Genomic DNA, 26,275 nt, shown 5'->3' with positions numbered 1-26,275 from the left:
GTACGATTGTGAAGACTTTCACACCGAAACCAGCAGATTTGACTCATGACTGGTATATTGTCGACGCCACTGATGTGGTGCTCGGTCGTTTGGCCACTCAGGTAGCCATTTTATTGCGTGGTAAAAATAAGCCTACGTTTGCCCCTCATGCTGATTCAGGCAATCACGTTATTATTATTAACGCTGAGAAGATTGCTTTGACTGGAAACAAGTTGAGCAAGGAACTTTATTCCCACTCTGGTCGTCCAGGTGGTCTTCGCCGCGACAGCTATGCTGAGCTTTTGGAGAAAAATCCAAAGCGCATCATTATGTCTGCAGTCAAGGGCATGCTTCCAAAGAATCGTCTTGCTAAAGTGCAACTCGATCGCCTTCGTGTATTCGTTGGTGCTGAACATCCGCACATATCACAGAAACCACAGGTCTTTGAGATCTCTAAGGTTTCTCAGCAGGCTAAGTGAATCGTAAGGAGAATATGATTATGGTAGATAACAACAACTCCGCGGTTCTCGAGAACGAAGAAGAACTGACCAACTACACCACTGAAACTAATTCTGGTGCAGGTACTGGTACTTCTGCGATTGAGCCAGGATATGGTACTGGTCGTCGTAAAGAGGCTGTTGCTCGTGTTCGTTTGGTTCCTGGCACTGGCAAGTGGACTATCAATGGACGCACGTTGGAAGAGTATTTCCCATCTCGCTTATTGCAGCGTGAAGTGAATTCTCCTATCGTGTTGCTTAAGCTTGAAGGAAAGTTTGACGTTGTCGTTCTCGTTGACGGCGGCGGTACTACTGGTCAGGCTGGTGCTATTCGTTTGGGTGTAGCTCGTGCATTGAATGCTATTGATCGCGATGCAAATCGTGTTGCTTTGAAGAAAGCTGGCTTCTTGACTCGTGACGCTCGTGTTGTTGAGCGCAAGAAGGCTGGTTTGCACAAGGCACGCCGTGCACCTCAGTTCTCGAAGCGTTAAGTTTCGCGGAAATATATTTTTATTCGGCTCTCAGATTCGTCTGGGGGCCGTTTTTTTGCTGCGCTAGTGTGCTTTTGAGCAAAAAGGTAATTGATTTATAATAAATCGAAATTAAGAATGATTATAGGCTAGTTATGGGCTAATTATAGGCAATTCACGATTATTGCAATGTTATAAATAGTTCGCAAAAATAGAATAAATCTAACATTTTAGAAAATCCATCATAAAATCGCACAAAATAAATAACAAATATTAACAAATAATGAACAATAGATGATAATCCTCAATCATAAATAGCGCAACTCGCTACAAAATTCGAATAGTACAGTAACTCAAGTAAATTGTTAGCTATGTCACTTTTGTAGATAACAAAAGTCGTATGAACGTTTGTGAATATGATGATCAAGGAGGACCTAATGGCTGAGGCAACGAATAAAGCTGTCACAGATAAAAATGTTAGTAATAATGGCGTTAATTCAAAAGAAGAGTCTAAACGCGAGGAACAGGAAACTGTGGATAATAAAACTCTTAGCGCCGAAAAAGAAGTAAATGATCTCGTTGTTAAAGCAAAGAAAGCTTTAGATGAATATGAGAAATTAAATCAAGCTCAAGTAGATAGAATCGTTGCAAAGGCCTCTGTAGCTGCATTAAATAAGCATTTGTTCTTGGCAAAAATGGCAGTTGATGAAACTGGTCGTGGTTTAGTAGAAGATAAAGCAACTAAAAATATTTTTGCTTGTGAGCATATAACGCATTATTTAGCAGGTCAAAAAACTGTTGGAATTATAAATGAAGATGACGTTATGGGTATTGACGAGATTGCTGAGCCTGTAGGAATTGTTGCAGGTGTTACACCAGTAACCAACCCAACGTCAACTGCAATTTTTAAGTCCCTTATTGCACTTAAAACTCGTTGCCCAATAATATTTGGATTCCATCCTTTTGCGCAGAAGTGTTCTTCTGAAGCTGCACGTATTGTTCGTGATGCTGCTGTTGCTGCTGGAGCGCCTGAAAATTGCATTCAATGGATTGAAAACCCTTCTATTGAAGCAACTGGAGCTTTAATGAAGCATCCAGATATTGCAACTATTCTAGCTACAGGCGGTCCGGGAATGGTTAAAGCTGCTTATTCGTCTGGTAAGCCTGCTCTTGGAGTTGGAGCTGGTAATGCTCCAGCGTATGTTGACAGCGATGTTGATATTGCGCGCGCTGCAAATGACTTGGTACTTTCAAAGCATTTCGATTATGGAATGATTTGTGCTACTGAGCAGGCGATTATAGCAGATAAAGATATTTATGATTCGCTCGTTAAAGAGCTTAAGCGCCGTAAAGCTTATTTCGTAAATGATGAAGAAAAAGCCAAATTAGAGAAATATATGTTTGGATGCACTTCTTATTCTGGAAATACTCCGAAACTTAACTCTGTTGTTCCAGGAAAGTCACCTCAATATATTGCTCATGAGGCTGGTTTTGAAATCCCTGAAGATGCTGTAATTATTGTTGCAGAGTGTAAAGAAGTTGGCGAGATGGAGCCTTTAACTATGGAAAAGTTAGCTCCTGTTCACGCAATATTAAAATCTGAAAATAAAGAGCATGGCTTTAAGATGTGTGAGCAAATGCTTGTACATGGAGCAGGTCATACAGCTGTGATTCATACGAATAATCAACAACTTGCTCGAGAATATGGCGTTCGCATGCATGCGTGCAGAATTATTTGGAATTCTCCAGGATCTCTGGGTGGAGTTGGAGATATTTATAATTCAATTGCTCCATCTCTTACTTTGGGATGCGGATCTTATGGTGGAAATTCTGTTTCTGGAAATGTTCAGGCTGTAAATCTTATAAATATAAAGCGTATTGCACGAAGGAATAACAACATGCAGTGGTTTAAAGTTCCAGCTAAAACATATTTTGAGCCTAATGCTGTCCGCTACTTGCGCGATATGTATGGCATTGAGCGTGCTGTTATTGTGTGCGACAAAGTAATGGAACAGCTTGGTGTTGTGGATAAAATTATAGATCAGCTTCGCGCTAGATCTAATCGAGTTACTTTCCGTATTATTGATTATGTTGAGCCGGAGCCAAGTGTTGAAACAGTTGAGCGCGGTGCAGAAATGATGCGTGAAGAGTTCCAGCCGGATACGATTATTGCTGTTGGCGGCGGTTCTCCAATGGATGCTGCAAAAATTATGTGGCTTCTTTACGAGCATCCTGAGATTTCTTTCGCAGATTTGCGTGAAAAATTCTTTGATATTCGTAAACGTGCTTTCAAGATCCCACCGTTGGGAGAGAAGGCTTGCTTGATTTGTATCCCTACATCTTCTGGAACTGGTTCAGAGGTTACGCCATTCGCTGTTATTACAGACCATAAAACTGGGTATAAGTATCCTGTTACTGATTATGCATTGACTCCGTCTGTTGCAATTGTAGATCCTGTTTTGGCTCGCACTCAGCCTCGTAAGTTAGCTTGTGATTCTGGATTTGATGCTTTGACTCATTCTATGGAAGCTTTTGCTTCAGTATATGCAAATGATTTTACAGATGCTATGGCTTTGCATGCAGCAAAGTTGATTTGGGAAAATCTAAATGATTCCGTTAATTGTGAAGATTCTGAGCGTAAGATTGAAGCTCAAGAGAAGATGCACAATGCTGCTACTATGGCAGGAATGGCATTTGGTTCAGCTTTCCTTGGAATGTGCCATGCAATGGCTCACACGATCGGTGCTTTATGTCACGTGGCTCACGGTAGAACTAACGCAATTTTGTTGCCTTATGTGATTCGTTATAATGGTCAGATACCTATGGAGCCTACTAGCTGGCCAAAGTATAATCGTTATGTTGCTGTTGAGCGTTATCAACAACTTGCTAAGAATATTGGGGTTGATCCTGGTAAGACTCCTGAAGAGGGTGTTGAAAACTTAGCGAAAGCTGTTGAAAATTATCGCGATAATCTTCTTGGAATGGATTCTTCTTTCAAAGATTGTGGTGTTGATGAAGAATATTATTGGTCTTTGCTTGACCATATTGGTATGCGAGCTTATGAAGATCAATGTGCTCCTGCAAATCCTCGTATTCCGCAAATTGAAGATATGAAGGATATTGCTGTTGCTGCTTATTATGGTGTTTCTCAAGAAGAAGGGCATCGTATGCGTTTGGAGCGTGAGAAGCGTTAAGATGCTAGGGAGTTTATAGCGTTTTAAGCGTTTTGACGTGAGAAGCGTTAAGATTTGAGTATCTTTTCAAGCGTTAGGACGTTAGGGCATTAGTACTTTATAGCGTTTGGAGATTTTAGAGATTTATAAGGATTTCGATCTTTAGTAGTATTTCTAAAAATTAAAGTAGTATTTTTCAAAAATTAAAAAATTTATAGTATAGTAATTTGTTAGTGTTACTAACACAATTACATATTTAGTCAAAAATGGCAGGAGCTGCACTAGGTGTAGTTTTTGCCATTTTTTATAGGAAAATCACCGACACGCCCGGTTTTTCTTAATCCATAGTGAATGGTTTAATTAGACAGTTGCCTGTTTTTTAGGCTCGCATATTGAATCAAAAAAAGCGAGCGCAGAAACAAGAATGTTCATTTTTTGGGCTTTTTGGTGCTGCGCACTGATGTGGAATGACTATAAGTGTCTATTCTCGCCGGTGTCCTTTAATACAGGTTGGTAAACAGTAAACGAATCGCTAGAAAGGGCGGACGGCAATGGCGGGACAGAAAATCCGCATCAGGCTTAAGTCCTATGACCATGAGGTCATCGACCAATCGGCGAAGAAAATCGTCGAGACGGTGACGAACGCGGGCGCCACAGTGGTGGGTCCGGTTCCTCTGCCGACCGAGAAGAACGTATTTGTTGTTATCCGTTCTCCTCACAAATATAAGGATTCTCGCGAGCATTTCGAGATGCGCACTCATAAGCGCCTCATTGACATCGTTGATCCAACGCCAAAGGCTGTGGATTCTTTGATGCACATTGACCTGCCTGCGGATGTAAATATTGAGATTAAGCTGTAGGAAGGGGGAGAAAATAATGTCGCAGAATAAGAATCGCACTGCACTGCTCGGTCGCAAGCTGGGTATGTCGCAGGTTTGGGATGAAAACGGCCTTTTTGTCCCCGTAACTCTGGTTGAAGTTGCTACTAACGTAGTAACTGCTGTTAAGACCGAAGAAACTGATGGCTATAATGCTGTTCAGCTCGGTTATGGCCAGATTGATCCTACAAAGGTAACTAAGCCATTGGCTGGTCACTTTGCTAAAGCTGGCGTTACTCCACGTCGTCATCTCGCTGAGGTGCGTACAGATAATGCAGCAGAATACAAGCCAGGTCAAGAATTGACCGCTGAGCTTTTTGCTGAAGGTTCTGAAGTGGATGTTACCGGCACAACCAAGGGTAAGGGCTTCGCTGGTACTATTAAGCGTTGGGGCTTCAAGTCTTATCGCCGTACTCACGGCTCGCACAAGAATGAACGTCGCCCAGGTTCTGTGGGTGCATGTGCAACTCCAAGCCGTATTTTGAAGGGCAAGCGTATGGCAGGTCGCATGGGTCATGTGACTTCTACAGCGCTCAACCTCACCATCGTTTCTTCGGATGTCGAGAACGGCATTCTCGCTATTAAGGGCGCTATTCCAGGTCCTAAGGGCGCAATCGTTCTCGTCCGTTCGGCAGTGAAGGGAGCCTGATAATTATGGCAAACGTAACTCTGAACGTCACTGATAACCAGGGTAAAGCTAACGGAACTGTTGAAGCTCCTGCCGAGATTTTCGGTATCTCCAATGAAGACGTTTTAGCTCATGGCCCATTGGTTCACCAGGTCGTTATTGCACAGCTCGCTGCAGCTCGTCAGGGCACTCATGCAGTAAAGAATCGCGCTAACGTTTCCGGTGGTGGTAAGAAGCCATGGAAACAAAAGGGTACTGGTCGCGCTCGTCAAGGTTCTATCCGTGCTCCACAGTGGGTACATGGTGGCGTTGTGCATGGTCCAGTTCCTCGTAGCTATGATCAGCGTACTCCAAAGAAGATGAAGGCTGCTGCTCTTCGTTATGCTCTTTCGGATCGCGCTAATGCTGCACGCGTTGCAATCGTAGATTTAGGCATCAAAGATGTTCCATCTACTAAGTGCGCTGTTGCTGCACTTACACCAGTTACGCAGAATCAATTCACCACTGTTGTGCTTTCTCGTGAAAACATCAATGAGTGGATGTCTGTACGTAATATTCCAACGGTGCATCCGATCTTCGCTGATCAGCTCAACACCTATGATGTCATCACAGCTCAGTATGTAGTCTTCACCAAGGAAGGTTTCGATGCCTTCGTTGCTGCTAAGACTGAGACTGTCGTTAAGGAGGCCTGATTTAAATGGTCGCAGTCCATAACCCAGCACATGATGTCATTTTGAAGCCAGTTGTTTCTGAAAAAAGTTACGCTGCATCTGATCGTGGACAGTACACTTTTGTAGTTGCTCCAGATGCAAACAAAGTTCAGATTAAGCAGGCTGTTGAAGAAATCTTCAAAGTCAAAGTTACAAACGTCAACACTTTGAACCGCGCAGGCAAGCGCAAGCGTTCTCGCACAGGCTTCGGTCGTCGTGTGAATCAAAAGCGCGCTATTGTCACAGTGGCTGCAGGTCAGACGATTGATATCTTTGGTAACTGAAGGCTAGCCGAGAAAAGTTAAAGGAAGACTATATTATGGCTATCCGCGTTTATAAGCCGACGACTGCAGGCCGTCGTAACGCATCGGTTTCGGACTTTTCCGAAATCACGCGCTCTACGCCTGAAAAATCGTTGGTACGCAAACTTAGTAAAACTGGTGGTCGTAACTCTTACGGCCGCATGACTTCTCGCCATCGCGGTGGTGGTCACAAGCGTCAGTATCGTCTCATTGATTTTAAGCGTTGGGATAAAGATGGCGTTCCAGCAAAGGTCGCTCATATTGAGTATGACCCTAACCGCTCCGCTCGTATCGCTCTGCTTCACTATGCAGACGGTGAGAAGCGTTACATTATTGCTCCTGAAGGTATCGCACAAGGCGATGTTATTGAGACTGGTGCTCAGGCTGATATTAAGCCAGGAAACAACCTGCCTTTGAAGAACATCCCAACAGGTACTGTGGTTCACGCAATCGAACTTCGTCCACTTGGTGGTGCAAAGATTGCCCGTTCCGCTGGTGCAGCCGTTCAGCTCGTAGCTAAAGATGGTGCTTACGCTCAGTTACGTATGCCATCTGGCGAAATTCGTAACGTGGACGCTCGTTGCCGCGCTACGGTTGGCGAAGTCGGTAACTCCGATCACGCTAACGTTGAGCTTGGTAAAGCTGGCCGTGCACGTTGGCTTGGTCGTAGACCAATTACACGAGGCGAATCTATGAACCCTGTTGACCATCCACATGGTGGTCGTACTCGTGGTGGTAAGCCACCAGTATCTCCATGGGGTAAGGGTGAGGTTCGTACACGTCGTCCAAAGAAGGCTTCGAACAAGATGATTGTTCGTCGTCGCCCTAATGGTAAGAACCGTAAGTAAGGGAGTGTCGAATAGATGACTCGTAGCATCAAGAAGGGCCCCTTCGTCGACGCCCACTTACAGAAAAAAGTCGACGAGCAAAACGACAAGGGTACTCACAACGTTATTAAGACGTGGTCTCGCCGTTCGATGATCACTCCTGATTTCATTGGACACACCTTTGCTGTACATGATGGCCGTAAGCATGTGCCGGTATTCGTTACCGAAGCAATGGTTGGTCATAAGCTCGGTGAGTTCGCCCCGACCAAGACTTTCAAAGGTCATGTGAAGGACGACAAGAAAGCACGCCGCTAAAGGAGAGTAGGACACATGGAAGCTAAAGCAATCGCTCGTCACGTACGCGTGACGCCGCGCAAGGCTCGCCGCATGGTCGACCTCATCCGAGGCAAGCGTGCAAGCGAAGCTATTACCATTTTGAAGTTTGCTCCTCAGGACGCATCATTGCCGGTGCGTAAGGTTCTCGAAAGCGCGATTGCTAACGCTCGCGTAAAGGCTGAAAAAGCCGGTGAACCATTCCGTGAGCAGGACTTGGTCATCAAGGAAACCTACGTGGATGAGGGTGTAACGCTTAAGCGTTTCCGCGCTCGTGCACAAGGTCGCGCTGCGCGCATTAACAAGCGCACAAGCCATATCACTGTTATCGTCTCGCTTAAGGAAGGGGATCGCTAAAGATGGGTCAGAAGATCAATCCTTTCGGCTATCGCCTGGGCATTACCGAGAATCATCGTTCTAAGTGGTTCTCCGATTCTACTAAATCCGGCGAGCGTTACCGTGACTTCGTTCTTGAGGATGACAAGATTCGCAAGGAAATGAGCCATGACCTCGAACGTGCAGGCGTTTCTCGTATCGTTATCGAGCGTACTCGTGACAGAGTGCGTGTGGATATTCACACTGCTCGTCCAGGTATCGTTATCGGTCGTCGTGGTGCAGAAGCTGAGCGCGTTCGTGCAAAGCTAGAGAAGCTCACGGGCAAGCAAGTACAGCTTAATATCTTCGAAGTGAAGAATGCTGCACTCGACGCTCAATTGGTTGCTCAGGGTATTGCGGAACAGTTGACAAACCGCGTTACATTCCGTCGTGCTATGCGTAAGGCACAGCAGGATGCTATGCGCGCTGGTGCAAAAGGTATCCGTATTAAGCTTTCCGGTCGCCTTGGTGGCGCGGAAATGAGCCGTTCTGAGTTTTACCGTGAGGGTCGTGTTCCACTGCAGACACTTCGCGCCCTTATTGATTACGGCTTCTTTGAAGCTAAGACTACTTACGGCCGTATTGGCGTAAAAGTCTGGATTTACAAGGGTGATATGACTGAGCGTGAGTTCGAAGAGCAGCAGGCTCAGCAGGGTAAGCGTGAAGGACGTCGTGGTGGAGAACGCCGCACACGTCGTGGTTCTCGCTCTGCTAACCAGCAGAAAGCGACTGAAGCACAGGCTGAAAAGCCAGCTGAAGCTGTAGCTGCTGAAGCACCTGCCGCAACGGAAACGAAGGAGTGAGCAGATGCTTATCCCAAAGAGGACAAAATATCGCAAGCAGCACCGTCCTACCCGAAGCGGCATGTCTAAGGGTGGTACCGCAATTGCTTTTGGTGATTTCGGTATTCAGGCGCTTGCTCCGGCGTACATCACTAACCGTCAGATCGAGGCAGCCCGTATTGCCATGACTCGTTACATTAAGCGTGGCGGTCGTGTGTGGATTACGGTCTTCCCAGATCGTCCATTGACCAAGCATCCGCTTGGTGCACGAATGGGTTCAGGTAAGGGCGCTCCAGAATTCTGGATTGCAAATATCCACCCAGGACGTGTAATGTTTGAAATCGGTGGTGTTTCTGAGGACATCGCTCGCGAGGCTTTGCGCCGCGCCATCGATAAGCTCCCTATGAAATGCCGTGTTATTGCGCGTGAAGGCGGTGACATCTGATGCCAGTCGGAACTGCAGACTACACCATCAAGAATTTGAACGAGAAGACCAATGCTGAAATTGAAGGCTTCTTGAAGAAGTCAAAGGAAGAGCTTTTTAACTTGCGCTTCCAAGCAGCAACAGGTCAACTTGAAAACACCGCTCGCCTCAAGGCTGTCAAGCACGACATTGCTAGGATGTATACTGTCCTACGTGAGCGTGAACTCGGCATTAGCCAAGAGCCAAGCGTGACTGAGGTCAAGGAGAAGTAAGCATGGCTGAGAACCAAGAGCGCAACTTCCGCAAGGTTCGTCGCGGCTACGTCGTGTCCGAAGCCATGGACAAGACGATTACTGTCGAGTTGGAACAGCGTTCAACCCACCCACTTTACGGTAAGGTTGTTCGTTCCACCAGCAAGGTCAAAGCCCATGATGAACACAACGAGGCACATGTTGGCGACCTCGTGAGTATTATGGAAACTCGGCACGTGAGCAAGACCAAGTGCTGGCGTCTCGAATCTATTATCGAGCGCGCCAAGTAAACAAGTTCGGCAAGGCTCCGCACTTCACCCGTGTTTATTCTTATGAATATTCGCGGGTGAGTGGGGAGAACCAGCTCGGCTAAGGAGAATCAATGATTCAGCAGGAAACGCGGCTTCATGTCGCCGACAACACGGGTGCTAAGGAATTACTTGCCATCCGCGTGCTCGGTGGATCGAAGCGACGCTATGCCGGCATCGGCGACATCATCGTCGCCTCCGTCAAGGACGCGATCCCTGGCGGGTCGGTCAAGAAAGGCGACGTAGTCAAGGCTGTCGTCGTCCGTACTGTCAAGGAACATCGTCGTGTCGATGGTTCCTATATTAAGTTCGATGAGAACGCCGCCGTCATTCTCGGCTCTGGCCGTGAACCAAAAGGCACTCGTATCTTTGGACCAGTCGGTCGTGAATTGCGTGATAAGCGCTTCATGAAGATTGTGTCCCTCGCCCCGGAGGTGATCTGAGATGGTAGCCAAAATTAAGTCCGGCGACCAAGTAAAGGTCATTCGCGGTAAGGATCGCGGTAAAGAAGGTAAAGTACTTCGTGTACTTCCTGAGGACCGTCTTATTGTAGAGGGTGTACAGGTTGTTAAGAAGCATGTCCGTGCTACCCAGCAGGGTCAGCAGGCAGGCATTGTTTCTGTTGAAGCTCCAATACATCGCTCTAATGTGATGGTTATTGACCCAGAAACTAAGCAGCCTACCCGCGTGGGCGTGATCGTCAAGCAAGAGGCTCGTGACGGCAAGGTGAAAACCGTGCGCGTGCGTGTCGCCAAGAAGTCCGGAAAGGAGCTGGCATGACCGATACTACAGTTGAGGCACCGGCAACTCCGCGCTTAAAACAGCAATATAATGATCAAATCGTTCCAGCTTTGGAAAAGGAATTTGGCCACACAAATCCTATGCAAGTTGCTCGCGTGCAAAAGATCGTCGTTTCTATGGGCGTCGGCGCAGCTGCTCGTGACTCAAAGCTTATTGAAGGAGCGATTAAAGATCTCACTTTGATTACCGGTCAGAAGCCAAAAGTCACCAAGGCTAAGAAGTCTGTTGCGCAGTTCCATTTGCGTGAAGGACAGGCTATTGGTGCTTATGTAACTCTTCGCGGCGATCGTATGTGGGAGTTCTTGGATCGTCTTCTCACTCTGGCTCTGCCTCGTATTCGCGATTTCCGCGGTATCAATGGTAACCAGTTTGACGGTCAGGGTAATTACAACTTTGGTCTTACAGAACAGTCAATGTTCCATGAGATTGATCCTGACTCGATTGATCATCAGCGTGGTATGGACATCACCGTGGTGACTACCACCAAGGACGATGTGGAGGCCAAGTCTTTGCTTAAGCACCTCGGTTTCCCATTCAAGGAGAACTGAAATGGCAAAAACCGCTCTGAAAAACAAGGCGGCCGCTAAGCCGAAGTTCAAGGTACGCGCTTATACGCGTTGCCAGGTTTGTGGTCGTCCTCACTCCGTGTATCGCAAGTTCGGTCTGTGCCGTGTTTGCCTTCGTGAGAAGGCTCATCGCGGTGAGTTGCCGGGTGTTACGAAGTCCAGTTGGTAAATATCGACGCTGAAGGTCCACTGCCCGAAGACAAATTTTCATATATGGGCGGTGGAAACCACGGCGAGAAAGGGCGTTAGCCCACATGACAATGACAGATCCTATCGCAGATATGTTGACACGTCTGCGTAATGCGAGTGCGGCAAAGCACGATACAGTTGATATGCCGTACTCCAAATTCAAGGCGAATATCGCCGAGATTCTGAAGCGCGAAGGTTATATTAAAGACTTTGCTGCTAAGGAAGCCAAGGTTGGACAGACTTTGGAAATTACGTTGAAGTACGGTTCCAATGGTCAGCGTTCCATCCAGGGCATTAAGCGCATTTCTAAGCCAGGCTTGCGTCGTTACGCAAAGTCAGACTCTTTGCCAATGCCTCTTGGTGGTCTCGGTATTGCAATTATCTCGACCAGCTCGGGATTGTTGACCCAGAAGGAATGCCTCGACAGAGGCATTGGCGGCGAAATTGTCGCTTACGTATGGTGAGAAAGGAGAGCTGAAAATGGCATCGCATATTGGTAAGCTCCCCGTCGACATTCCTCAAGGCGTGGAAGTGAAAATTGATGGTCAGGCTTTTAGTGCTAAGGGTGCTAAAGGTTCTGATACTTATGTAATCCCAGAAGGCATTACTGCTGAAGTTGCTGATGGACAGGTTGTATTAACTCCAGCTGACGATTTGCGTCCAACTCGTGCAAAGCATGGTTTGGCTCGTGCAATCGTTGCATCCATTGTTAAGGGCGTTCATGATGGTTACGCTAAGACTTTGGATATTGTTGGTACTGGTTATCGTGCAGCGAAGAAGGGCAAGGGCGTTGAGTTCTCACTCGGTTATTCGCATACGATTACTATTGAACCTCCTGAAGGCATCGAATTAGAGTTGCCGAATCCCAACCAAGTAATCGTCAAGGGCACTGATAAGCAGGTCGTTGGTCAGGTTGCTGCAAATATTCGCAAGCTACGCGCTCCTGAGCCTTACAAGGGTAAGGGCATCAAGTACTCAGATGAGCGTATCCTGCGCAAGGCTGGAAAGGCTGGTAAGTGATATGAGCGTCAAGATTTTCGGTAAAGGTACGAAAGTTGCGCGTTTGCGTCGTCACGCCCGTCTTCGTAAGCGTATCTCCGGCACATCGGAGCGTCCTCGTTTGGTCGTTTCTCGTTCCAATCGTCATATGGTTGCTCAAATTGTGGATGACACTAAAGGTATTACTTTAGTAAGTGCTTCCACTTTGACTTCTGATTTTGCCGGTTTCACCGGAACTAAGACTGAAGCTGCAACTAAGGTTGGCGAGTTAATCGCGGCTAAGGCGAAGGAAGCGGGCATAACCGCTGTAGTCTTCGACCGTGGCGGTAATAAATATCATGGTCGCGTCGCAGCTGTTGCTGAAGGCGCTCGTCAGGGAGGTCTGGCACTGTGAGCGACAACGAAAAGGAAACCCAAGTGGCTGAAGAAACTCAGAACACTCAGGCATCCGCTGAGGAACGCAATGATGACCGCCGTTCTCGCCGTTCTAAGGGCGAGGGCAAGCGTGGTGAGCGTCGTAGCCGTCGTGAAGAAAACCGCGGTGAAGAGCTTTTAGATCGCGTTGTAACTATTAACCGTGTTTCAAAGACCCACAAAGGTGGTCGTACTTTCAGCTTTGCAGCACTTGTTGTTGTAGGCGATGGTAAGGGCACTGTTGGTGTTGGTTACGGTAAGTCTCGCGAAGTTCCAGCTGCAATTGCTAAAGGTCAGCTAGACGCTAAGAAGCATATGTTTACTGTTCCACGTATTCGTGGCACCGTCACTCATCCAGTGATCGGTCACGATGCTGCTGGTACTGTTCTGCTTCGTCCAGCTGCTCCTGGTACTGGTGTAATCGCTGGAGGTGCTGTGCGTGCCGTTATGGAATGCGCTGGCATCACCGATATTCTCACCAAGTCCATGGGCTCTGCAACCGCTGTAAATGTGGTTCGTGCAACTGTGGATGCTTTGAAGAAGCTTGAAGAGCCAGAAGAGATTTCTGCTCGTCGTGGTCTTTCACTTGAGGAGATTGCTCCTGATGCTTTGCTTCGCGAACGTGCTACTGGCATCGCTGAAGCACGCAAGGCTCGCGAAGATGCTCAAGCTGCAAAGGCTCAAGCTGCAAAGGATGGTGAGTGATGTCTAATTTGAAGATCACTCTGGTGCACGGTTTGGTTCATTCAACCGAGCGTCAGCGCGCGAATGTGCGTACTCTTGGCCTTCATAAGATTGGTCATAGCGTAGTTCGTGAAGATACTCCAGTCAATCGTGGCTTGGTAATGGCTGTGCGCCATCTTGTAAGCGTTGAGGAGGTTGACTGATTATGGCTAATGAAGAACCAATGTTGCACATGCACACGTTGCGTCCAGCTCCAGGAGCTAATAAAGATCGCATTCGTGTTGGTCGTGGCGAAGGCTCAAAAGGTAAAACCTCTGGCCGTGGCGATAAAGGTACGAAGAAGCGTTACCAAGTTCGTCCAGGCTTTGAAGGTGGCCAGCTTCCACTTTACATGCGTTTACCTAAGCTTCGTGGCTTCAGAAGTCCTTTCAAGAAGGAATTCCAAGTTGTAAACGTTGCAGCTCTTGCTGAGCTTTTCCCAAAGGGTGGCGAAGTTAATGTTGCAGACTTGGTAGTCAAGGGCGCTGTGCGTGATGGCTATCCTGTTAAGGTTTTGGGCGATGGTGAATTAACTGTTGCTTTGAATCTTAAAGGTGTAAAGGCTTCTGCATCCGCCAAAGCTAAGATTGAAGCTGCTGGTGGCTCTGTTAGTGAAGAGTAATTAGTTCTAAACTAATTTTTAGTCACTTAAATTTTTTGATAATCCCTCCGGCTTATGCTGGGGGGATTATCTGCTATTTAGATTCTATTTGTTTGCAATCGTTTCGAGCTATTTTTCTTAACGGCGCGCCGGTAGATACCGTAGGTTACACTATTGCAACAGAGTTTGTTTTTTAACTGGTTTGCGTCTAGAAGTCGCGCGAAAGGGGAGGAAGACCCAGGTGAAAACGTTAATCCAGGCCTTCAAGACGAAGGAGTTGAGGAATAAAATCCTTTTCGTCTTCGCAATGATAATTATTTATCGTATTGGTTCGTTCATCCCGATTCCGGGTGTGGACTATAAGATAGTACGTGAATGTACCACAAATCTAGCTTCTTCTAGCGAGAACTTCATTGGCTTAGTCAATTTGTTCTCTGGTGGCTCTCTTTTGCAGCTTTCTATCTTTGCTTTAGGCGTGATGCCATATATTACTGCATCAATTGTGATTCAGTTATTGCGAGTTGCAATTCCACGCTTTGAAGCTTTGCATAAAGAAGGACAGTCTGGAGAAACTAAGCTTACTCAGTATACTCGTTATCTAACTGTTGGTTTAGCTGTTTTGCAGTCTACTACTATCTTGATTACAGCGCGTTCTGGAGCTTTGTTCGGTGGTCGTTGCCAGGGTAGTGTTATTCCAGATGCAAGTAATTTGCCAATCATGATTATTATTATGACCGGCGGCACAGGTCTTATCATGTGGATGGCAGAACTTATAACCGATAAAGGCATCGGTCAAGGCATGTCTGTCTTAATCTTCATGTCTATTTGCTCTGGATTCTTGCCTCAATTATGGAATATTGGATGGGGTACTAACGGTCGCGATGGCGATTGGGTAAAGTTTGGTATTGTTACCGGAGTCTTGCTTGTTATTCTTGTTTTCGTTGATTTTGTGGAACTTGCACAACGTCGTATTCCTGTTCAATACACTCGCCGTATGATTGGTCGAAAGATGTATGGCGGATCTTCAACGTATCTTCCTTTGAAGATTAACATGAGCGGCGTTATACCACCAATCTTCGCGTCTTCCATTCTCGCAGTTCCTACGCTTATAGCGCAATTCGCAGATCCTTCTAAAGAATGGGTTAGATGGATTAACGCTAATTTTGCAAACACAACATCTGTTTGGTATATCGCTTTGTATGCTTTGATGATTGTATTCTTCTGCTTCTTCTACACTGAGATTACTTTTAATCCAGATGAAACTGCAGACAATATGAAAGAATATGGCGGATTTATTCCAAGTGTTCGCGCAGGTAGTGCCACTAGTAAGTATTTGAGCTACGTTATGAATAGATTGAATACTGTTGGAGCTGTTTACTTGTTGTTTGTTGCTTTGATTCCGACTGTATTGATTATGGCTTTGCATCTGAATACTAAGTTGCCATTCGGTGGAACTACAATTCTGATTATTGCAGGCGTTGGATTGGATACATTACGTCAAGCATTAGCTCAGACTGAGCAGTTCCAGTATGCTGGTTTCTTGTTTAATCACGATGAGCAAAAGCCACAGAACAATAAACAAGTTTCTCAAGAGCAAGTATCTGAGTAAATAATATTTAGTGATGCCTGATATAGGCGTTACATTTAAGGAGAATTTATATGCGATTGCTGATTATGGGACCGCAAGGCGTTGGCAAAGGTACTCAGGCTGCGTTGTTGAGTGAACATTACGGTATTCCTGCTATATCTACTGGAGATATTTTCCGGTACAATCTTAAAAATCAAACTGAGCTCGGAAAGAAAGTTCAAGGATATCTTGATAAAGGCGAGTTAGTTCCTGATGAGCTTACAAATAGCATTGTTAAGGATCGTTTGGCTCAAGATGATGCAAAGAATGGCTGGATTCTTGATGGGTATCCTCGTAACGCTTCTCAAGTTAAGGCTTTGGATTCTATGCTTGAAGAGCTTGGTACTCCTTTAGATCACGTGATTGCTTTAGAAGCAGAGCGTGACGTGCTTTTTGAGCGTATGAAAAAGCGTGCAGTTGAGCAAGGTCGTTCTGATGATACTCCTGAAGTGATTACTAAGCGTCTTGAAACTTATGAGCGTGAAACAGCGCCATTGCTTGATATTTACGATAGTCGTGGCCAATTAGTTGAGGTTGATGGCGTTGGTGATGTGAGTGATATTAGTCATCGCATTATTCAATCTTTGAGCTGAACTAATTTGATTATTTGCGCCTAGTGCGACACGCCGTGTGTCGTATTGGGCGCTTTTGCTGTATTATTAAAGATTGGTGTGTCTTCGGACGCGCAAAGTATTATGTCCAAGGAACGGAACGAGGCTCATGGCAAAAGACGGTGTGATTGAAGTCGAAGGCAGAGTAGTTGAAGCATTACCAAATGCAATGTTTCGCGTGCAGCTTGAGAATGAACACATCGTGCTCGCTACAATCTCAGGCAAAATGCGTAAGAATTATATTCGTATTCTGCCGCAAGATCGTGTTGTGTTAGAAATGAGTCCATACGATTTGAACCGTGGGCGTATTACGTACCGATACAAGTAAGGTACAAGAAAAAAGGAAAACCATGAAGGTCAGCCCGAGTGTTAAAAAGATCTGCGACAATTGCCGTGTGATCAAACGCAAACGCCGCGTCATGGTGATCTGCACCAACCCACGTCATAAGCAGCGTCAGGGCTGAGTAGATTCCCATCGCGGAAATAAAGAAATAAGAAAGGCACTAAATCACAGTACTAACAAATGTTTCAGCTGTTAAAGTTGCGATATAGTACTGAACCCTGGGTGCGCAGGCCCAGGCCGTAATTGCGGAAGATTTGGTGCACGACCTGCGTAACAGTAAAGGAATTACAATGGCACGTCTTGCCGGAGTAGATATTCCCAATGAGAAGCGCATTGAGATCGCCCTCACTTATATTTTTGGTGTAGGACGTACTCGCGCTAAGGAAACGCTTGCCGCGACCGGTGTTAATCCGGATACCCGCGTCAAGGATCTTACTGATGATCAATTGATCACCTTGCGTGATTATCTCGAAGCTAATTACAAGATCGAGGGCGATTTGCGTCGTGAAATCGACGCCGATATTCGTCGTAAGATTCAGATCAACTGCTATCAAGGCCAGCGTCATCGCAAGGGTCTTCCTGTGCGTGGTCAGCGTACTAAGACTAATGCTCGCACCCGTAAGGGTCCAAAGCGTACTGTCGCCGGGAAGAAGAAGGCCACCCGATAGTAGTCGGTGGTCGGCTCTAGGCCACGGGTTGATTTCCATCGCCTAGACATTACCAACTCATTCGTAATTAGGAAACGAGGGTCAATGGCAGCTGCAAAGCAAGCCTCGCGCAAGCCGCGTCGCCGGGACCGCAAGTCGGTACCGGTTGGGCAGGCGCATATTAAGTCAACATTTAATAACACGATTATCTCCATCACCGATCCATCCGGTGCAGTCCTTTCTTGGGCTTCCGGTGGTGATGTCGGCTTTAAGGGTTCCCGTAAGTCGACTCCTTACGCTGCAGGTATGGCCGCTGAGGCTGCTGCTCGCAAGGCTATGGAGCACGGCCTTAAGAAGGTCGATGTGTTTGTTAAGGGTCCAGGTTCCGGTCGTGAAACCGCTATCCGTTCCCTTCAATCCGCGGGTCTCGAAGTTGGTTCTATTACCGACGTCACCCCGCAAGCGCATAACGGCGTACGCCCACCAAAGCGTCGCCGCGTCTGAGCACTCTTACGAATCCATCCATCCAACCCGCTTATGGGCGGCGAGTGCACCACCGACCAGAAGCTGAAAGGATACCAAAGTGCTTATCGCACAGCGTCCGACACTTACCGAGGAATCACTGAATCCCCAGCGTTCTCGCTTTACTATTGAGCCGTTGGAGCCAGGTTTTGGCTACACGCTCGGCAATTCGCTGCGTCGTACATTGTTGAGCTCTATTCCAGGAGCTGCCGTTACATCGGTACGTATTTCTGGTGCTCTTCATGAGTTTACGACTCTGCCAGGTGTTGAAGAGGATGTCACTGAAATCCTACTGAACATCAAAGGTATTGTGCTCACTAGTGAGTACGACGAGCCAGTAGTTATGTATCTTCGAAAGAATGGCAAAGGTGAAGCAACTGCTGGAGATATTACTCCTCCGGCTGGTGTCACTATTGCTAATCCTGAGATGCATATTGCTACTCTCGCAGAAGATGGTGAACTTGAGATTGAGTTTACTGTTGAGCGCGGCCGTGGCTATGTTCCAGCTCAGATGAATAAGCAGGAGAATAGCGAAATCGGTCGCATTCCTGTGGATTCGATCTACTCACCAGTATTAAAGGTGAGCTATAAGGTCGAAGCTACCCGCGTGGAACAGCGCACGGACTTCGATAAGCTCATCCTGGATGTGGAAACCAAGCCGGCTATTTCTCCACGTGATGCAGTTGCATCCGCTGGTTCAACCTTAGTTGAGCTTTTCGGTCTTTGCCGTGAGCTTAACGAAGAGGCTGAAGGCGTAGAAGTAGGTCCAGCTCCTGCCACTGAGGAAGCTGATTCCCAAATGGCTATCCCGATTGAAGATTTGAATCTTACGCAACGTAGCTACAATTGCTTAAAGCGTGAAGGTATTCATACAGTCGGTGAATTGGTTGTTCACACTGAGCAGGATTTGCTCGATATTCGTAATTTCGGCATGAAATCCATCGATGAAGTGAAAGAAAAGTTGCAATCCATGGGATTGTCATTGAAGGCTTCACCGATTGGCTTTGACGCCAATAATCTCGAAGGTGGTACTTTCTTCTCTCCTGAAGACGAGTAAGAAGTATCCCTGCAATCGCCGTAGTGTTCGGATGTTCGGGTTGATGCCCACCTGAATATTACGGCAATAAGGAGTAACAATGCCTACACCGAAACAAGGCCCTCGTCTGGCTTCTAGCCCAGCTCATGAGCGCCTGATGCTGGCCAACATGGCGACCAGCCTTTTCCAGCACGGTCGTATTGTGACGACTCTGCCAAAGGCAAAGCGTCTTCGTCCACTTGCTGAGCGTTTGGTTACATTCGCTAAGCGTGGCGATTTGCATTCACGTCGTCGCGTGTTGCGCGTGATCCGCGATAAATCCGTGGTTCACACTCTCTTCACTTCGATTGCTGAGCAGATGCAGCAACGCGAAGGCGGATATACCCGCATCGTGAAGATTGCTCCTCGCCGTGGCGATACTGCTCCACAGGCTATTATTGAGCTTGTTGTTGAGCCAGTAAGCCCAAAGAAGGCAGTCGTTAAAGAAGCTGAAGCTGCAACGAAGGTGGCTGCAGAGGCTTAATAGGCCGCAGGGGTATAGTGAGTTAGATATATTGTGATTCTAGTTGCTTTTGCAATTATGTTTTATGATTATCTTTTATAATTACCTCGAAATTTAACTTAAACGAGTCAGGATTATTCCTGGCTCGTTTTTTATAAATATTTAAATGTTCAAGTTTAAAATATTCAAATGTTAAAGTTTATAAATGTTTTATAAATGTTTTATAAATGTTTAAATGTTTATCAAGTAGAGGGAAACCTTTAGAATAGTACGCATGCCTAAAAAGAATTCACTTACTGTTCATCGTGTATTAGCACTGTTCCTCACGTACGTTTTATTGTGCGTGTGCGGCGGTGGTGCATTAAGTATATTATTCGTTCCTGGAGTTATGAGCGTGAACAGCGTAGTGAAGTCTGTTGTGCCTTCACTTAGAGTTGATGGAATAGATTTTGACGTTACAGCTTTACCTCAGAAATCGCGTATTTTTGCTGCAGACGGTAAAACTGTGATTGCAACATTTTATGCTCAAAATCGTACTGTTGTTCCTTTACGTAAAATTTCAAAATACATGCAACGAGCAATGGTTGCTCGTGAAGATCGCCGATTTTTTGAACATTCAGGTGTAGATGTGCAAGGTGTTATGCGCGCATTTGTTCAAACTTTTATTAGGCATTCAAGTATGCAAGGTGGATCTTCTCTCACACAGCAATACGTAAAAAATGTTCTTATGATTAAAGCGCATGACGATAACGATCCTATCTCTGAATATCATGCGTCTGAAGGAACTATAGCTCGCAAGTTGCGAGAAATGCTTATAGCTATCCAAATTGAGAAAAAGTACTCAAAGCTGGAAATTTTGCAAGGATACTTAAATATAGCGCAATTTGGTAGCAATAATTTGTATGGCGTTGAGATGGCAGCAAAACGATATTTCAATACTACTGCTGCTGATCTTAATCTTGTACAATCTGCTACTATTGCTGCTATTACTAAGAATCCTTCGCGTTTTGATCCTTCAATTGAAAGCAATCAAAAAGCTTCTCAAACTCAGCGTAATACTGTTTTGGATTTGATGTTACGTCAAGGTTTTATTTCCAAGAGTGAGCACGATAAAGCTTGTGCAACTCCTATTAAAGATACTTTGAATATTCAAAGAAATATATCTCATATTGGTTGTCAAGCTGCTGGTGACTCAGCGTTCTTCTGCGATTATGTAACTAAGAAAATTCTTAATTCTCGTGAGTTTGGTAGCAGTGTTTTAGCACGTAAAAAGTTGCTTAACGAAGGTGGACTTGATATTTATTCCACAATGGATATTAAAGCAAATGCAGCTGCTATGAAAACAGCTCGTGATACTGTTCCTGTCAATGATAAAAGCGGATTTGAAGTTTCGATTGCAGCTATTAAGCCTGGTACTGGTGAAGTTCTTGGATTTGGTAGCAATCGTATTTATGATGCAACTGATGCTGCAAGGCTAGATCCAACTCATACTGCTATTAACTATGCTGTTGATGAACGTGACGGTGGCGGTCTTGGCTGGCAGATTGGTTCTACTTGGAAACCGTTTAATATGGTTGCTTGGCTTTTAGCAGGCAAATCAATAAACACGCCTTTGCATACAAGCACTTTGTATAATAATTCAGATTTTTCTTGTGCAAGGTATCGTGGACAAGGACGTTGGTCTGTTCATAACGCTGGTGGTGGAAATGTCAGTGTTGAAACTCCTTTAATGGGTCTTGTTCATTCTCATAACACTATTCAGGCTGCTATTGGTTCTCAAATTAAATTGTGTGCTGTTGCTGAAGCAGCTAGAACTATTGGATACCATAATTCTCCGTACGGTCAGGAAGATGTGTTCTCTAAGAACTCTATGAATCCGGCTATGTTAATTGGTTCTGTTCAAGCTTCTCCACTTACTATGGCTAATGCTTATGCGACTATTGGGGCTAATGGAGTTCAGTGTGATCCTATTGCAATTAAGCGAGTTGTAGATAAAAGCGGAAAACGTTTGCGTGTTCCAAGCGCTCATTGCCATCAAGCAATTCCTAAGAAGGTTGCGCAAACTGTAGCTTTTGCTATGAATCAAGGTGTTGTTCAGCCTAGTGGTGTAGCTCGTCCTGCACAGCTTGCTAATGGTCGTAAGACTTTTGCTAAGACTGGTACTAACCAGGATACTTATATGCTTACAGGTGGTTTTGTTCCTAATCAAGTTGCTGCTTTCGTTGCTATTGGTAATGCTGAGCATCCTAAGAGCTTTAATGGAGCGACTATTAAAGGTGTTCGCCGTGGTACTTGGTATGGTGTAACTATTGCAGCGCCTGCTTTCAAAGCGTTTATGAATGATTATCTTTCTGCAGCTAATATTCCGCAAGATAATGATTACGGACAGCCAGATCCTGATTTTATGGCTGGTGGCTCTATGCCTTCAGGTTATAGAAGGTTGCAAGATGATGAGGGTCAAGCTGAGCGTGATGCAGATGCTCAGCGTGAAGCTGCTCGTGAGCAACGCAATTCGCGTAGTGGATCTCAATCTGGTGAGCAAACTACCACTGGCGGTGCCGGCGGTACAGGCGGTGCCGGAGATGGTGGCGCAGGAGATGCTGGCGAAGAAGGCAATGATTAAAAATTTGCTGTTATTTGAGTTGAGCTTTAATATTAGAGTATGACAACTGTAAATTCAGCTTCAGGCTCAAAAAAGTCGCTTAAGAAATACGTTTCTAATAATGCGCTCGCGAACGCGGTTAATATGGCTGCAACGGATTTGTTTACGTTTGCTTATAAACATGTGATTAAGCCTCATATGGTTTTTAACATTCCTCCAGATGAAGCTCACGATCGCATGATTGCGTTGTGCAAATCTTGCGAAAATAACCAGTTGCTAATGTGGCTTTTAAGATCGACTCTCAATTACACTGATCCTGTGCTTGAAACTGATGTTATGGGATTGCATTTTGATAATCCTTTTGGTTTAAGCGCTGGATTAGATAAAAATTGTGATTTAACGTATGTTCTAGATAATGCTGGATTTGGTTTTGAAACAGTTGGATCTACTACATCGCGTCCTTGTGCAGGTAATGAAAAGCCTTGGTATCACCGTTTTCCTGAGTATGATTCGATTCTTGTGCATGCTGGTTTAAGTAATGACGGTTGTGATGCTGTTGTTTCTCGCGCTGAAAAGGCGTTTACTTCCATGCGCTCTATGGTGATTTCTGTGTCTATTGCGCGTACAAATGACGATTTAGTCGGCGATTTAGACGAAGGAATTGAAGATTATCGTATATCTCTTGAGCGTGCAGCTGATCGCACTTCGATGATTGAAGTGAATATTTCGTGCCCGAATACTCGCGCTGGAGAGCCTTTTAGTGATCCTGATGCATTGGATAAGCTTTTTACAGTGTTAGATAAAGTTGAGCGGTCTCAGCCAACGCTTGTTAAAATGCCTTTGGAATTGCCGGGGGGCTGGGAGCAGTTTAAGTCGCTTTTAGATGTTCTTAACGAGCATAAAGTTGATGGAGTAACTATTGCGAATTTACGTAAGAATCGCATAGGTTTGAATATTCCTTCTGATTTGCAAGGTGGTATTTCTGGTTCTCCTGCTTATAAAGCAAGTAATGAGCTTATTCGCAAAACTCGCGCTGCTTTTGGAGATCGTTTTACGATTGCTGGCGTTGGTGGAGTTTCTACTCCTCGTCAAGCATATGAGAAGATTCGTGCTGGATCTGATTTAGTGATGTTTATTTCTTCTCTTATGTATAGAGGACCTCAGCAGATTAGCGTTCTTAAGCGTGGTTTAGCTAGATTGCTTAAAGCGGATGGTTATGAGCATGTTTCTGATGCTGTTGGTGTTGACGCTTAAGACGAGTTAATTATCGTATTTTAATTACGTTCGATTTTGTGCGTTTTTTGCGTGTAGATTCTCTTATTTGCTTTTATTTGTGCGTTGCATTGCACTTCGCACATAGAAACGCTCAATTGAGTTTGTTTTTTGCGTATATGTGTGCGATAATGTTAATATGATTTCTTCACAGCGTCAACATTTGATTTTGAATCGTCTGCGTACTCGCGGTGCAGTTCGTATTACTGCTTTATCTAAAGAACTTGCAGTAAGTGCCATGACTATACGTAGAGATATAAGCGAGTTGTCTGATAAGGGTTTACTTAAACGCGTACACGGTGGTGCTGTAACTACTAATACGTTGTTAAGTGAGCCTTTATTTTCTGTAAAATCTCAAATGGATATTGGCTTGAAGGATGCTATTGCGCGTAAAGCAGTGGATTATGTGCAACCTGGAGATGTTATTGCTATTGGTGGCGGCACTACAGCGTATGTGTTTGCTCAGCATTTGTTAGAGTCGCGTCAAGCTGCAGGAATTACTATTTTAACTAATTCAATTCCTGTAGCGGAGTTAGTTCAAGCGCTCGAGTCAAAGGATGTTGAGGTTATTGTAACTGGCGGTGTTATTACGCGTTCGAATTCGCTTGTTGGTCCTATTGCAGATAAAGTTGTGGCATCATTGCGCGTTAATACTGTGTTCTTGGGAACTCATTCAGTTTCTTTGCCGCGTGGATTCCTTATGCCAAATTCGCTTGAAGCTGCTACTGATATGGCTTTGATGGATATTGCGGATCGCACTATTATTTTGACTGATCATACTAAGTGGAAGTGTACTTCTCTTTCGCTTTTTGCGCGATTTGATCAAGTTGATGTTGTTATTACAGATGACGGTTTAGAGCCTAGTAGTCAGTTGCGTACTCGTGAATTAGTTAAAGATTTAGTTCTTGCTCCTACAAGAGAAGAGATAGAGTCGCGTTCTGTTACTATATAGATAGTGAATCTAGATAGTAAATCTAGTTGGTGAATCTAGATAGTGGATTTAGCGTAATTTAATATTGCGTTGTAAGTATAATTTAATTTGTTAATGCGTAACAGGTGTATCAAGGAAGATGCGCCTGTTGCTATTTCCATTCTCGCTATTTCCCATCTATTTATTTTTTATATACATTTCTTCTCGCTATTTCCCACCTATTTATTTCCCATATCTCTATCCCATCTTTCCATTCTTGCTATTTCATTAAGTGTTACTGTGATAAAAATTACGTTTTGCGTTATGCATTCTATACCGCTGCGAGCTTTCTCGATGTAACCTTTATATTAGGGATAATTTATAGATGTTAGGGTAAGTGTTTTTACTACATTTACCCTTAGTGAATTGCGCTATTGGAGGCGTTATGTGCGTTAATGCGAATGATTTTCACAATACAGCAAATAATACAGCTGCAGACGTGGAAATGAGCCAGTATGTGGCTGATCGCGCTCGCGTTAATGAAGAAAAGATTCGTAAAGATGAGCAGATTGTAGCTGAATTTGGTGAATATAATTACGGTTGGCATGATTCTGATGCTGCCGGCGAGGCTGCAAAAAAGGGTATTGATGAATCTGTTGTTCGTGCGATTTCTGCAGATAAAAACGAGCCCGAGTGGATGCTTAATCTTCGTTTGCAAGGATATCGCGCCTTTTTACAAAAGCCTATGCCGGATTGGGGTGTTGATTTAAGCGGTTTTGATGCAGATGATTTCAAGTACTACGTGCGTCCTGTTCACGATCAAGTGAAAACTTGGGATGATTTGCCTGAGGATATTCGTAACACTTATGATCGCTTGGGTATTCCAGAAGCTGAGAAAAAGCGCTTAGTTTCAGGTGTTGCTGCACAATATGAATCTGAAGTTATTTATAATTCGATTCGCGAAGATTTGGCATCTCAAGGTGTGATTTTCGTAGATACAGATACAGCAGTTCAAAAGTATCCGGAGCTTGTAAAAAAGTATTTTGCAACTGTGATTCCAGTTGACGACAACAAGTTTGCTGCTCTTAACACAGCTGCTTGGAGTGGCGGATCATTTGTTTACGTACCAAAAGGCGTTCATGTTGATATTCCGCTTCAAGCTTATTTCCGCATTAACACGCCGAATATGGGGCAATTTGAACGCACGCTTATTATTGCAGACGAAGGTTCTTACGTTCATTACGTAGAGGGTTGCACTGCTCCAATTTATTCTACGGATTCACTTCATGCTGCAAATGTTGAGATTATTGTTGAAAAGCATGCTCGAGTTCGTTACACAACTGTTCAAAATTGGTCGAATAATGTTTATAATTTAGTCACTCAGCGCGCTTATGTGCGTGAAGGTGGCACAATGGAGTGGGTTGACGGAAATATTGGATCTAAAGCTACTATGAAGTATCCTGCTTGTATTCTTGCAGAACCATATGCTAAAGCTGAAACAATGTCTTTGAGTTTTGCAGGTCGTGGGCAATATCAAGATACAGGCGCAAAAATGATTCATTTAGCTCCGCACACGAGTTCTACGATTGTTGCTAAGTCTATTTCGCGTGGTGGTGGGCGTTCTGCTTACCGTGGTCTTGTGAAGATTGTTAAAGGTGCTAAAGGATCTAGTTCCTCTGTTGTGTGTGACGCATTGCTTGTTGATGATTTTTCAAGGTCAGATACGTATCCTCATGTTGATGTTCGTGAAGATGACGTTTCTATGGCTCATGAAGCCACTGTTTCCAAGGTTTCTGAAGATCAGCTATTTTATTTGATGAGCCGTGGGCTTGAAGAAAAAGAAGCTATGGGAATGATTGTTCGTGGCTTTGTAGAGCCGATTAGTCGCGAGTTGCCAATGGAGTATGCACTTGAGCTTAATAGATTAGTTGAATTGCAAATGGAAGGTTCTGTTGGATAATGTGTGAGAATTT

36 protein-coding genes are annotated in these 26,275 nt (G+C 45.0%); all 36 read left to right on the top strand.

Annotated elements, in window-relative coordinates; all coding sequences use genetic code 11:
- The first annotated feature begins 8 nt into the window (after nucleotides 1-8).
- The 36 genes from rplM (at nucleotide 9) to sufB (ending at nucleotide 26,262) form a co-directional block, all read left to right on the top strand.
- Nucleotides 9-458 (top strand): 50S ribosomal protein L13, encoded by a 450-nt coding sequence (gene rplM, locus Q0X59_RS03980; protein WP_075523722.1) that lies wholly within the window; start codon nucleotides 9-11, stop codon nucleotides 456-458.
- A 20-nt stretch (nucleotides 459-478) separates the two neighbouring features.
- Entirely contained in the window at nucleotides 479-967 is a 489-nt protein-coding gene (rpsI, locus tag Q0X59_RS03975) for a 30S ribosomal protein S9 (protein WP_075523721.1), read from the top strand.
- A 416-nt stretch (nucleotides 968-1,383) separates the two neighbouring features.
- The gene (adhE, locus tag Q0X59_RS03970) at nucleotides 1,384-4,140 is read left to right on the top strand and encodes a bifunctional acetaldehyde-CoA/alcohol dehydrogenase (RefSeq protein ID WP_230955918.1); all 2,757 of its coding nucleotides are present in this window, start codon (nucleotides 1,384-1,386) and stop codon (nucleotides 4,138-4,140) included.
- 530 nt (nucleotides 4,141-4,670) lie between these two features.
- On the top strand, nucleotides 4,671-4,979 hold the full coding sequence (gene rpsJ / locus Q0X59_RS03965; protein WP_003808013.1) for a 30S ribosomal protein S10: 309 nt from the start codon (nucleotides 4,671-4,673) through the stop codon (nucleotides 4,977-4,979).
- A 16-nt stretch (nucleotides 4,980-4,995) separates the two neighbouring features.
- A complete protein-coding gene (gene rplC / locus Q0X59_RS03960) occupies nucleotides 4,996-5,646 on the top strand; it encodes a 50S ribosomal protein L3 (RefSeq protein ID WP_075523720.1) in 651 nt (216 codons plus the stop codon).
- 5 nt (nucleotides 5,647-5,651) lie between these two features.
- Nucleotides 5,652-6,317, top strand: a complete 666-nt coding sequence (rplD, locus tag Q0X59_RS03955) for a 50S ribosomal protein L4 (RefSeq protein WP_297643312.1) — start codon at nucleotides 5,652-5,654, stop codon at nucleotides 6,315-6,317.
- Nucleotides 6,318-6,322: 5 nt separating this feature from the next.
- Complete coding sequence (rplW, locus tag Q0X59_RS03950) at nucleotides 6,323-6,619, top strand: 50S ribosomal protein L23 (RefSeq protein WP_075523718.1); 297 nt, start codon at nucleotides 6,323-6,325, stop codon at nucleotides 6,617-6,619.
- 35 nt (nucleotides 6,620-6,654) lie between these two features.
- Complete coding sequence (rplB, locus tag Q0X59_RS03945; protein WP_075523717.1) at nucleotides 6,655-7,485, top strand: 50S ribosomal protein L2; 831 nt, start codon at nucleotides 6,655-6,657, stop codon at nucleotides 7,483-7,485.
- A 15-nt stretch (nucleotides 7,486-7,500) separates the two neighbouring features.
- On the top strand, nucleotides 7,501-7,779 hold the full coding sequence (gene rpsS / locus Q0X59_RS03940; protein WP_004114357.1) for a 30S ribosomal protein S19: 279 nt from the start codon (nucleotides 7,501-7,503) through the stop codon (nucleotides 7,777-7,779).
- Between the two features lie 15 nt (nucleotides 7,780-7,794).
- On the top strand, nucleotides 7,795-8,154 hold the full coding sequence (gene rplV / locus Q0X59_RS03935) for a 50S ribosomal protein L22 (protein ID WP_004114358.1): 360 nt from the start codon (nucleotides 7,795-7,797) through the stop codon (nucleotides 8,152-8,154).
- A 2-nt stretch (nucleotides 8,155-8,156) separates the two neighbouring features.
- Nucleotides 8,157-8,975, top strand: a complete 819-nt coding sequence (rpsC, locus tag Q0X59_RS03930; RefSeq protein ID WP_075523716.1) for a 30S ribosomal protein S3 — start codon at nucleotides 8,157-8,159, stop codon at nucleotides 8,973-8,975.
- Nucleotides 8,976-8,979: 4 nt separating this feature from the next.
- Nucleotides 8,980-9,399 carry a 50S ribosomal protein L16 gene (gene rplP, locus Q0X59_RS03925; RefSeq protein WP_075523715.1) on the top strand — a complete coding sequence of 140 codons (420 nt, stop codon included), beginning with the start codon at nucleotides 8,980-8,982 and terminating at the stop codon, nucleotides 9,397-9,399.
- Complete coding sequence (rpmC, locus tag Q0X59_RS03920; protein WP_075523714.1) at nucleotides 9,399-9,650, top strand: 50S ribosomal protein L29; 252 nt, start codon at nucleotides 9,399-9,401, stop codon at nucleotides 9,648-9,650. The genes rplP and rpmC overlap by 1 nt, the downstream gene beginning before the upstream one ends.
- A gap of 2 nt (nucleotides 9,651-9,652) precedes the next feature.
- Nucleotides 9,653-9,919 carry a 30S ribosomal protein S17 gene (gene rpsQ, locus Q0X59_RS03915; RefSeq protein WP_075523713.1) on the top strand — a complete coding sequence of 89 codons (267 nt, stop codon included), beginning with the start codon at nucleotides 9,653-9,655 and terminating at the stop codon, nucleotides 9,917-9,919.
- Between the two features lie 92 nt (nucleotides 9,920-10,011).
- Nucleotides 10,012-10,380: a 50S ribosomal protein L14 gene (gene rplN, locus Q0X59_RS03910; RefSeq protein WP_004114366.1), complete on the top strand. Its 369-nt coding sequence runs from the start codon at nucleotides 10,012-10,014 to the stop codon at nucleotides 10,378-10,380.
- 1 nt (nucleotide 10,381) lies between these two features.
- The gene (rplX, locus tag Q0X59_RS03905) at nucleotides 10,382-10,717 is read left to right on the top strand and encodes a 50S ribosomal protein L24 (RefSeq protein WP_075523711.1); all 336 of its coding nucleotides are present in this window, start codon (nucleotides 10,382-10,384) and stop codon (nucleotides 10,715-10,717) included.
- Nucleotides 10,714-11,286 carry a 50S ribosomal protein L5 gene (gene rplE, locus Q0X59_RS03900; RefSeq protein ID WP_075523710.1) on the top strand — a complete coding sequence of 191 codons (573 nt, stop codon included), beginning with the start codon at nucleotides 10,714-10,716 and terminating at the stop codon, nucleotides 11,284-11,286. The genes rplX and rplE overlap by 4 nt, the downstream gene beginning before the upstream one ends.
- A 1-nt stretch (nucleotide 11,287) precedes the next feature.
- Nucleotides 11,288-11,473 (top strand): type Z 30S ribosomal protein S14, encoded by a 186-nt coding sequence (locus Q0X59_RS03895; RefSeq protein WP_004114370.1) that lies wholly within the window; start codon nucleotides 11,288-11,290, stop codon nucleotides 11,471-11,473.
- Nucleotides 11,474-11,558: 85 nt separating this feature from the next.
- Nucleotides 11,559-11,957: a 30S ribosomal protein S8 gene (gene rpsH / locus Q0X59_RS03890; RefSeq protein ID WP_075523709.1), complete on the top strand. Its 399-nt coding sequence runs from the start codon at nucleotides 11,559-11,561 to the stop codon at nucleotides 11,955-11,957.
- 16 nt (nucleotides 11,958-11,973) lie between these two features.
- The gene (gene rplF, locus Q0X59_RS03885) at nucleotides 11,974-12,513 is read left to right on the top strand and encodes a 50S ribosomal protein L6 (RefSeq protein ID WP_075523708.1); all 540 of its coding nucleotides are present in this window, start codon (nucleotides 11,974-11,976) and stop codon (nucleotides 12,511-12,513) included.
- Nucleotide 12,514: 1 nt separating this feature from the next.
- Complete coding sequence (rplR, locus tag Q0X59_RS03880; RefSeq protein WP_075523707.1) at nucleotides 12,515-12,886, top strand: 50S ribosomal protein L18; 372 nt, start codon at nucleotides 12,515-12,517, stop codon at nucleotides 12,884-12,886.
- Nucleotides 12,883-13,611: a 30S ribosomal protein S5 gene (rpsE, locus tag Q0X59_RS03875; protein ID WP_075523706.1), complete on the top strand. Its 729-nt coding sequence runs from the start codon at nucleotides 12,883-12,885 to the stop codon at nucleotides 13,609-13,611. The genes rplR and rpsE overlap by 4 nt, the downstream gene beginning before the upstream one ends.
- The gene (gene rpmD / locus Q0X59_RS03870; protein WP_075523705.1) at nucleotides 13,611-13,793 is read left to right on the top strand and encodes a 50S ribosomal protein L30; all 183 of its coding nucleotides are present in this window, start codon (nucleotides 13,611-13,613) and stop codon (nucleotides 13,791-13,793) included. The genes rpsE and rpmD overlap by 1 nt, the downstream gene beginning before the upstream one ends.
- 2 nt (nucleotides 13,794-13,795) lie before the next feature.
- Complete coding sequence (gene rplO, locus Q0X59_RS03865; RefSeq protein ID WP_075523704.1) at nucleotides 13,796-14,251, top strand: 50S ribosomal protein L15; 456 nt, start codon at nucleotides 13,796-13,798, stop codon at nucleotides 14,249-14,251.
- Nucleotides 14,252-14,471: 220 nt separating this feature from the next.
- Nucleotides 14,472-15,839, top strand: coding sequence for a preprotein translocase subunit SecY (gene secY, locus Q0X59_RS03860; protein WP_296157346.1), 1,368 nt, complete (start codon nucleotides 14,472-14,474; stop codon nucleotides 15,837-15,839).
- 50 nt (nucleotides 15,840-15,889) lie between these two features.
- A complete protein-coding gene (locus Q0X59_RS03855) occupies nucleotides 15,890-16,450 on the top strand; it encodes an adenylate kinase (protein ID WP_075523702.1) in 561 nt (186 codons plus the stop codon).
- Nucleotides 16,451-16,577: 127 nt separating this feature from the next.
- On the top strand, nucleotides 16,578-16,796 hold the full coding sequence (gene infA, locus Q0X59_RS03850) for a translation initiation factor IF-1 (RefSeq protein ID WP_075523701.1): 219 nt from the start codon (nucleotides 16,578-16,580) through the stop codon (nucleotides 16,794-16,796).
- A 22-nt stretch (nucleotides 16,797-16,818) separates the two neighbouring features.
- Nucleotides 16,819-16,932 carry a 50S ribosomal protein L36 gene (rpmJ, locus tag Q0X59_RS03845; protein ID WP_082266282.1) on the top strand — a complete coding sequence of 38 codons (114 nt, stop codon included), beginning with the start codon at nucleotides 16,819-16,821 and terminating at the stop codon, nucleotides 16,930-16,932.
- A 169-nt stretch (nucleotides 16,933-17,101) separates the two neighbouring features.
- Nucleotides 17,102-17,479, top strand: coding sequence for a 30S ribosomal protein S13 (gene rpsM / locus Q0X59_RS03840; RefSeq protein WP_075523700.1), 378 nt, complete (start codon nucleotides 17,102-17,104; stop codon nucleotides 17,477-17,479).
- A gap of 84 nt (nucleotides 17,480-17,563) precedes the next feature.
- Nucleotides 17,564-17,962 carry a 30S ribosomal protein S11 gene (rpsK, locus tag Q0X59_RS03835; RefSeq protein WP_075523699.1) on the top strand — a complete coding sequence of 133 codons (399 nt, stop codon included), beginning with the start codon at nucleotides 17,564-17,566 and terminating at the stop codon, nucleotides 17,960-17,962.
- A gap of 79 nt (nucleotides 17,963-18,041) precedes the next feature.
- The gene (locus Q0X59_RS03830) at nucleotides 18,042-19,037 is read left to right on the top strand and encodes a DNA-directed RNA polymerase subunit alpha (RefSeq protein ID WP_297643298.1); all 996 of its coding nucleotides are present in this window, start codon (nucleotides 18,042-18,044) and stop codon (nucleotides 19,035-19,037) included.
- 79 nt (nucleotides 19,038-19,116) lie between these two features.
- On the top strand, nucleotides 19,117-19,539 hold the full coding sequence (gene rplQ / locus Q0X59_RS03825) for a 50S ribosomal protein L17 (protein WP_297643296.1): 423 nt from the start codon (nucleotides 19,117-19,119) through the stop codon (nucleotides 19,537-19,539).
- Nucleotides 19,540-19,792: 253 nt separating this feature from the next.
- Entirely contained in the window at nucleotides 19,793-22,141 is a 2,349-nt protein-coding gene (locus tag Q0X59_RS03820) for a transglycosylase domain-containing protein (protein ID WP_297643294.1), read from the top strand.
- Nucleotides 22,142-22,180: 39 nt separating this feature from the next.
- Nucleotides 22,181-23,374, top strand: coding sequence for a quinone-dependent dihydroorotate dehydrogenase (locus Q0X59_RS03815; RefSeq protein WP_103043477.1), 1,194 nt, complete (start codon nucleotides 22,181-22,183; stop codon nucleotides 23,372-23,374).
- A gap of 157 nt (nucleotides 23,375-23,531) precedes the next feature.
- Nucleotides 23,532-24,344 (top strand): DeoR/GlpR family DNA-binding transcription regulator, encoded by an 813-nt coding sequence (locus Q0X59_RS03810; RefSeq protein ID WP_103043543.1) that lies wholly within the window; start codon nucleotides 23,532-23,534, stop codon nucleotides 24,342-24,344.
- 403 nt (nucleotides 24,345-24,747) lie between these two features.
- Nucleotides 24,748-26,262 (top strand): Fe-S cluster assembly protein SufB, encoded by a 1,515-nt coding sequence (sufB, locus tag Q0X59_RS03805; RefSeq protein WP_297643289.1) that lies wholly within the window; start codon nucleotides 24,748-24,750, stop codon nucleotides 26,260-26,262.
- The last annotated feature ends 13 nt before the right edge of the window (nucleotides 26,263-26,275 follow it).

This window comes from uncultured Gardnerella sp., from assembly GCF_947280595.1.
Taxonomy (GTDB): Bacteria; Actinomycetota; Actinomycetes; order Actinomycetales; family Bifidobacteriaceae; genus Bifidobacterium; species Bifidobacterium vaginale_A.
The sequence above is the reverse complement of the archived record's forward strand: the minus strand, read 5'-3'. Positions and strand labels throughout refer to the sequence as shown.

Bases quoted from the DNA above. Each gene is read 5' to 3' on its own strand.
- rpsI (WP_075523721.1), top strand. From the start codon at position 479: ATGGTAGATAACAACAACTCCGCGGTTCTCGAGAACGAAGAAGAACTG.
- adhE (WP_230955918.1), top strand. From the start codon at position 1,384: ATGGCTGAGGCAACGAATAAAGCTGTCACAGATAAAAATGTTAGTAAT.
- rpsJ (WP_003808013.1), top strand. From the start codon at position 4,671: ATGGCGGGACAGAAAATCCGCATCAGGCTTAAGTCCTATGACCATGAG.
- rplC (WP_075523720.1), top strand. From the start codon at position 4,996: ATGTCGCAGAATAAGAATCGCACTGCACTGCTCGGTCGCAAGCTGGGT.
- rplD (WP_297643312.1), top strand. From the start codon at position 5,652: ATGGCAAACGTAACTCTGAACGTCACTGATAACCAGGGTAAAGCTAAC.
- rplW (WP_075523718.1), top strand. From the start codon at position 6,323: ATGGTCGCAGTCCATAACCCAGCACATGATGTCATTTTGAAGCCAGTT.
- rplB (WP_075523717.1), top strand. From the start codon at position 6,655: ATGGCTATCCGCGTTTATAAGCCGACGACTGCAGGCCGTCGTAACGCA.
- rpsS (WP_004114357.1), top strand. From the start codon at position 7,501: ATGACTCGTAGCATCAAGAAGGGCCCCTTCGTCGACGCCCACTTACAG.
- rplV (WP_004114358.1), top strand. From the start codon at position 7,795: ATGGAAGCTAAAGCAATCGCTCGTCACGTACGCGTGACGCCGCGCAAG.
- rpsC (WP_075523716.1), top strand. From the start codon at position 8,157: ATGGGTCAGAAGATCAATCCTTTCGGCTATCGCCTGGGCATTACCGAG.
- rplP (WP_075523715.1), top strand. From the start codon at position 8,980: ATGCTTATCCCAAAGAGGACAAAATATCGCAAGCAGCACCGTCCTACC.
- rpmC (WP_075523714.1), top strand. From the start codon at position 9,399: ATGCCAGTCGGAACTGCAGACTACACCATCAAGAATTTGAACGAGAAG.
- rpsQ (WP_075523713.1), top strand. From the start codon at position 9,653: ATGGCTGAGAACCAAGAGCGCAACTTCCGCAAGGTTCGTCGCGGCTAC.
- rplN (WP_004114366.1), top strand. From the start codon at position 10,012: ATGATTCAGCAGGAAACGCGGCTTCATGTCGCCGACAACACGGGTGCT.
- rplX (WP_075523711.1), top strand. From the start codon at position 10,382: ATGGTAGCCAAAATTAAGTCCGGCGACCAAGTAAAGGTCATTCGCGGT.
- rplE (WP_075523710.1), top strand. From the start codon at position 10,714: ATGACCGATACTACAGTTGAGGCACCGGCAACTCCGCGCTTAAAACAG.
- Q0X59_RS03895 (WP_004114370.1), top strand. From the start codon at position 11,288: ATGGCAAAAACCGCTCTGAAAAACAAGGCGGCCGCTAAGCCGAAGTTC.
- rpsH (WP_075523709.1), top strand. From the start codon at position 11,559: ATGACAATGACAGATCCTATCGCAGATATGTTGACACGTCTGCGTAAT.
- rplF (WP_075523708.1), top strand. From the start codon at position 11,974: ATGGCATCGCATATTGGTAAGCTCCCCGTCGACATTCCTCAAGGCGTG.
- rplR (WP_075523707.1), top strand. From the start codon at position 12,515: ATGAGCGTCAAGATTTTCGGTAAAGGTACGAAAGTTGCGCGTTTGCGT.
- rpmD (WP_075523705.1), top strand. From the start codon at position 13,611: ATGTCTAATTTGAAGATCACTCTGGTGCACGGTTTGGTTCATTCAACC.
- rplO (WP_075523704.1), top strand. From the start codon at position 13,796: ATGGCTAATGAAGAACCAATGTTGCACATGCACACGTTGCGTCCAGCT.
- Q0X59_RS03855 (WP_075523702.1), top strand. From the start codon at position 15,890: ATGCGATTGCTGATTATGGGACCGCAAGGCGTTGGCAAAGGTACTCAG.
- infA (WP_075523701.1), top strand. From the start codon at position 16,578: ATGGCAAAAGACGGTGTGATTGAAGTCGAAGGCAGAGTAGTTGAAGCA.
- rpmJ (WP_082266282.1), top strand. From the start codon at position 16,819: ATGAAGGTCAGCCCGAGTGTTAAAAAGATCTGCGACAATTGCCGTGTG.
- rpsM (WP_075523700.1), top strand. From the start codon at position 17,102: ATGGCACGTCTTGCCGGAGTAGATATTCCCAATGAGAAGCGCATTGAG.
- rpsK (WP_075523699.1), top strand. From the start codon at position 17,564: ATGGCAGCTGCAAAGCAAGCCTCGCGCAAGCCGCGTCGCCGGGACCGC.
- rplQ (WP_297643296.1), top strand. From the start codon at position 19,117: ATGCCTACACCGAAACAAGGCCCTCGTCTGGCTTCTAGCCCAGCTCAT.
- Q0X59_RS03820 (WP_297643294.1), top strand. From the start codon at position 19,793: ATGCCTAAAAAGAATTCACTTACTGTTCATCGTGTATTAGCACTGTTC.
- Q0X59_RS03815 (WP_103043477.1), top strand. From the start codon at position 22,181: ATGACAACTGTAAATTCAGCTTCAGGCTCAAAAAAGTCGCTTAAGAAA.
- Q0X59_RS03810 (WP_103043543.1), top strand. From the start codon at position 23,532: ATGATTTCTTCACAGCGTCAACATTTGATTTTGAATCGTCTGCGTACT.
- sufB (WP_297643289.1), top strand. From the start codon at position 24,748: ATGTGCGTTAATGCGAATGATTTTCACAATACAGCAAATAATACAGCT.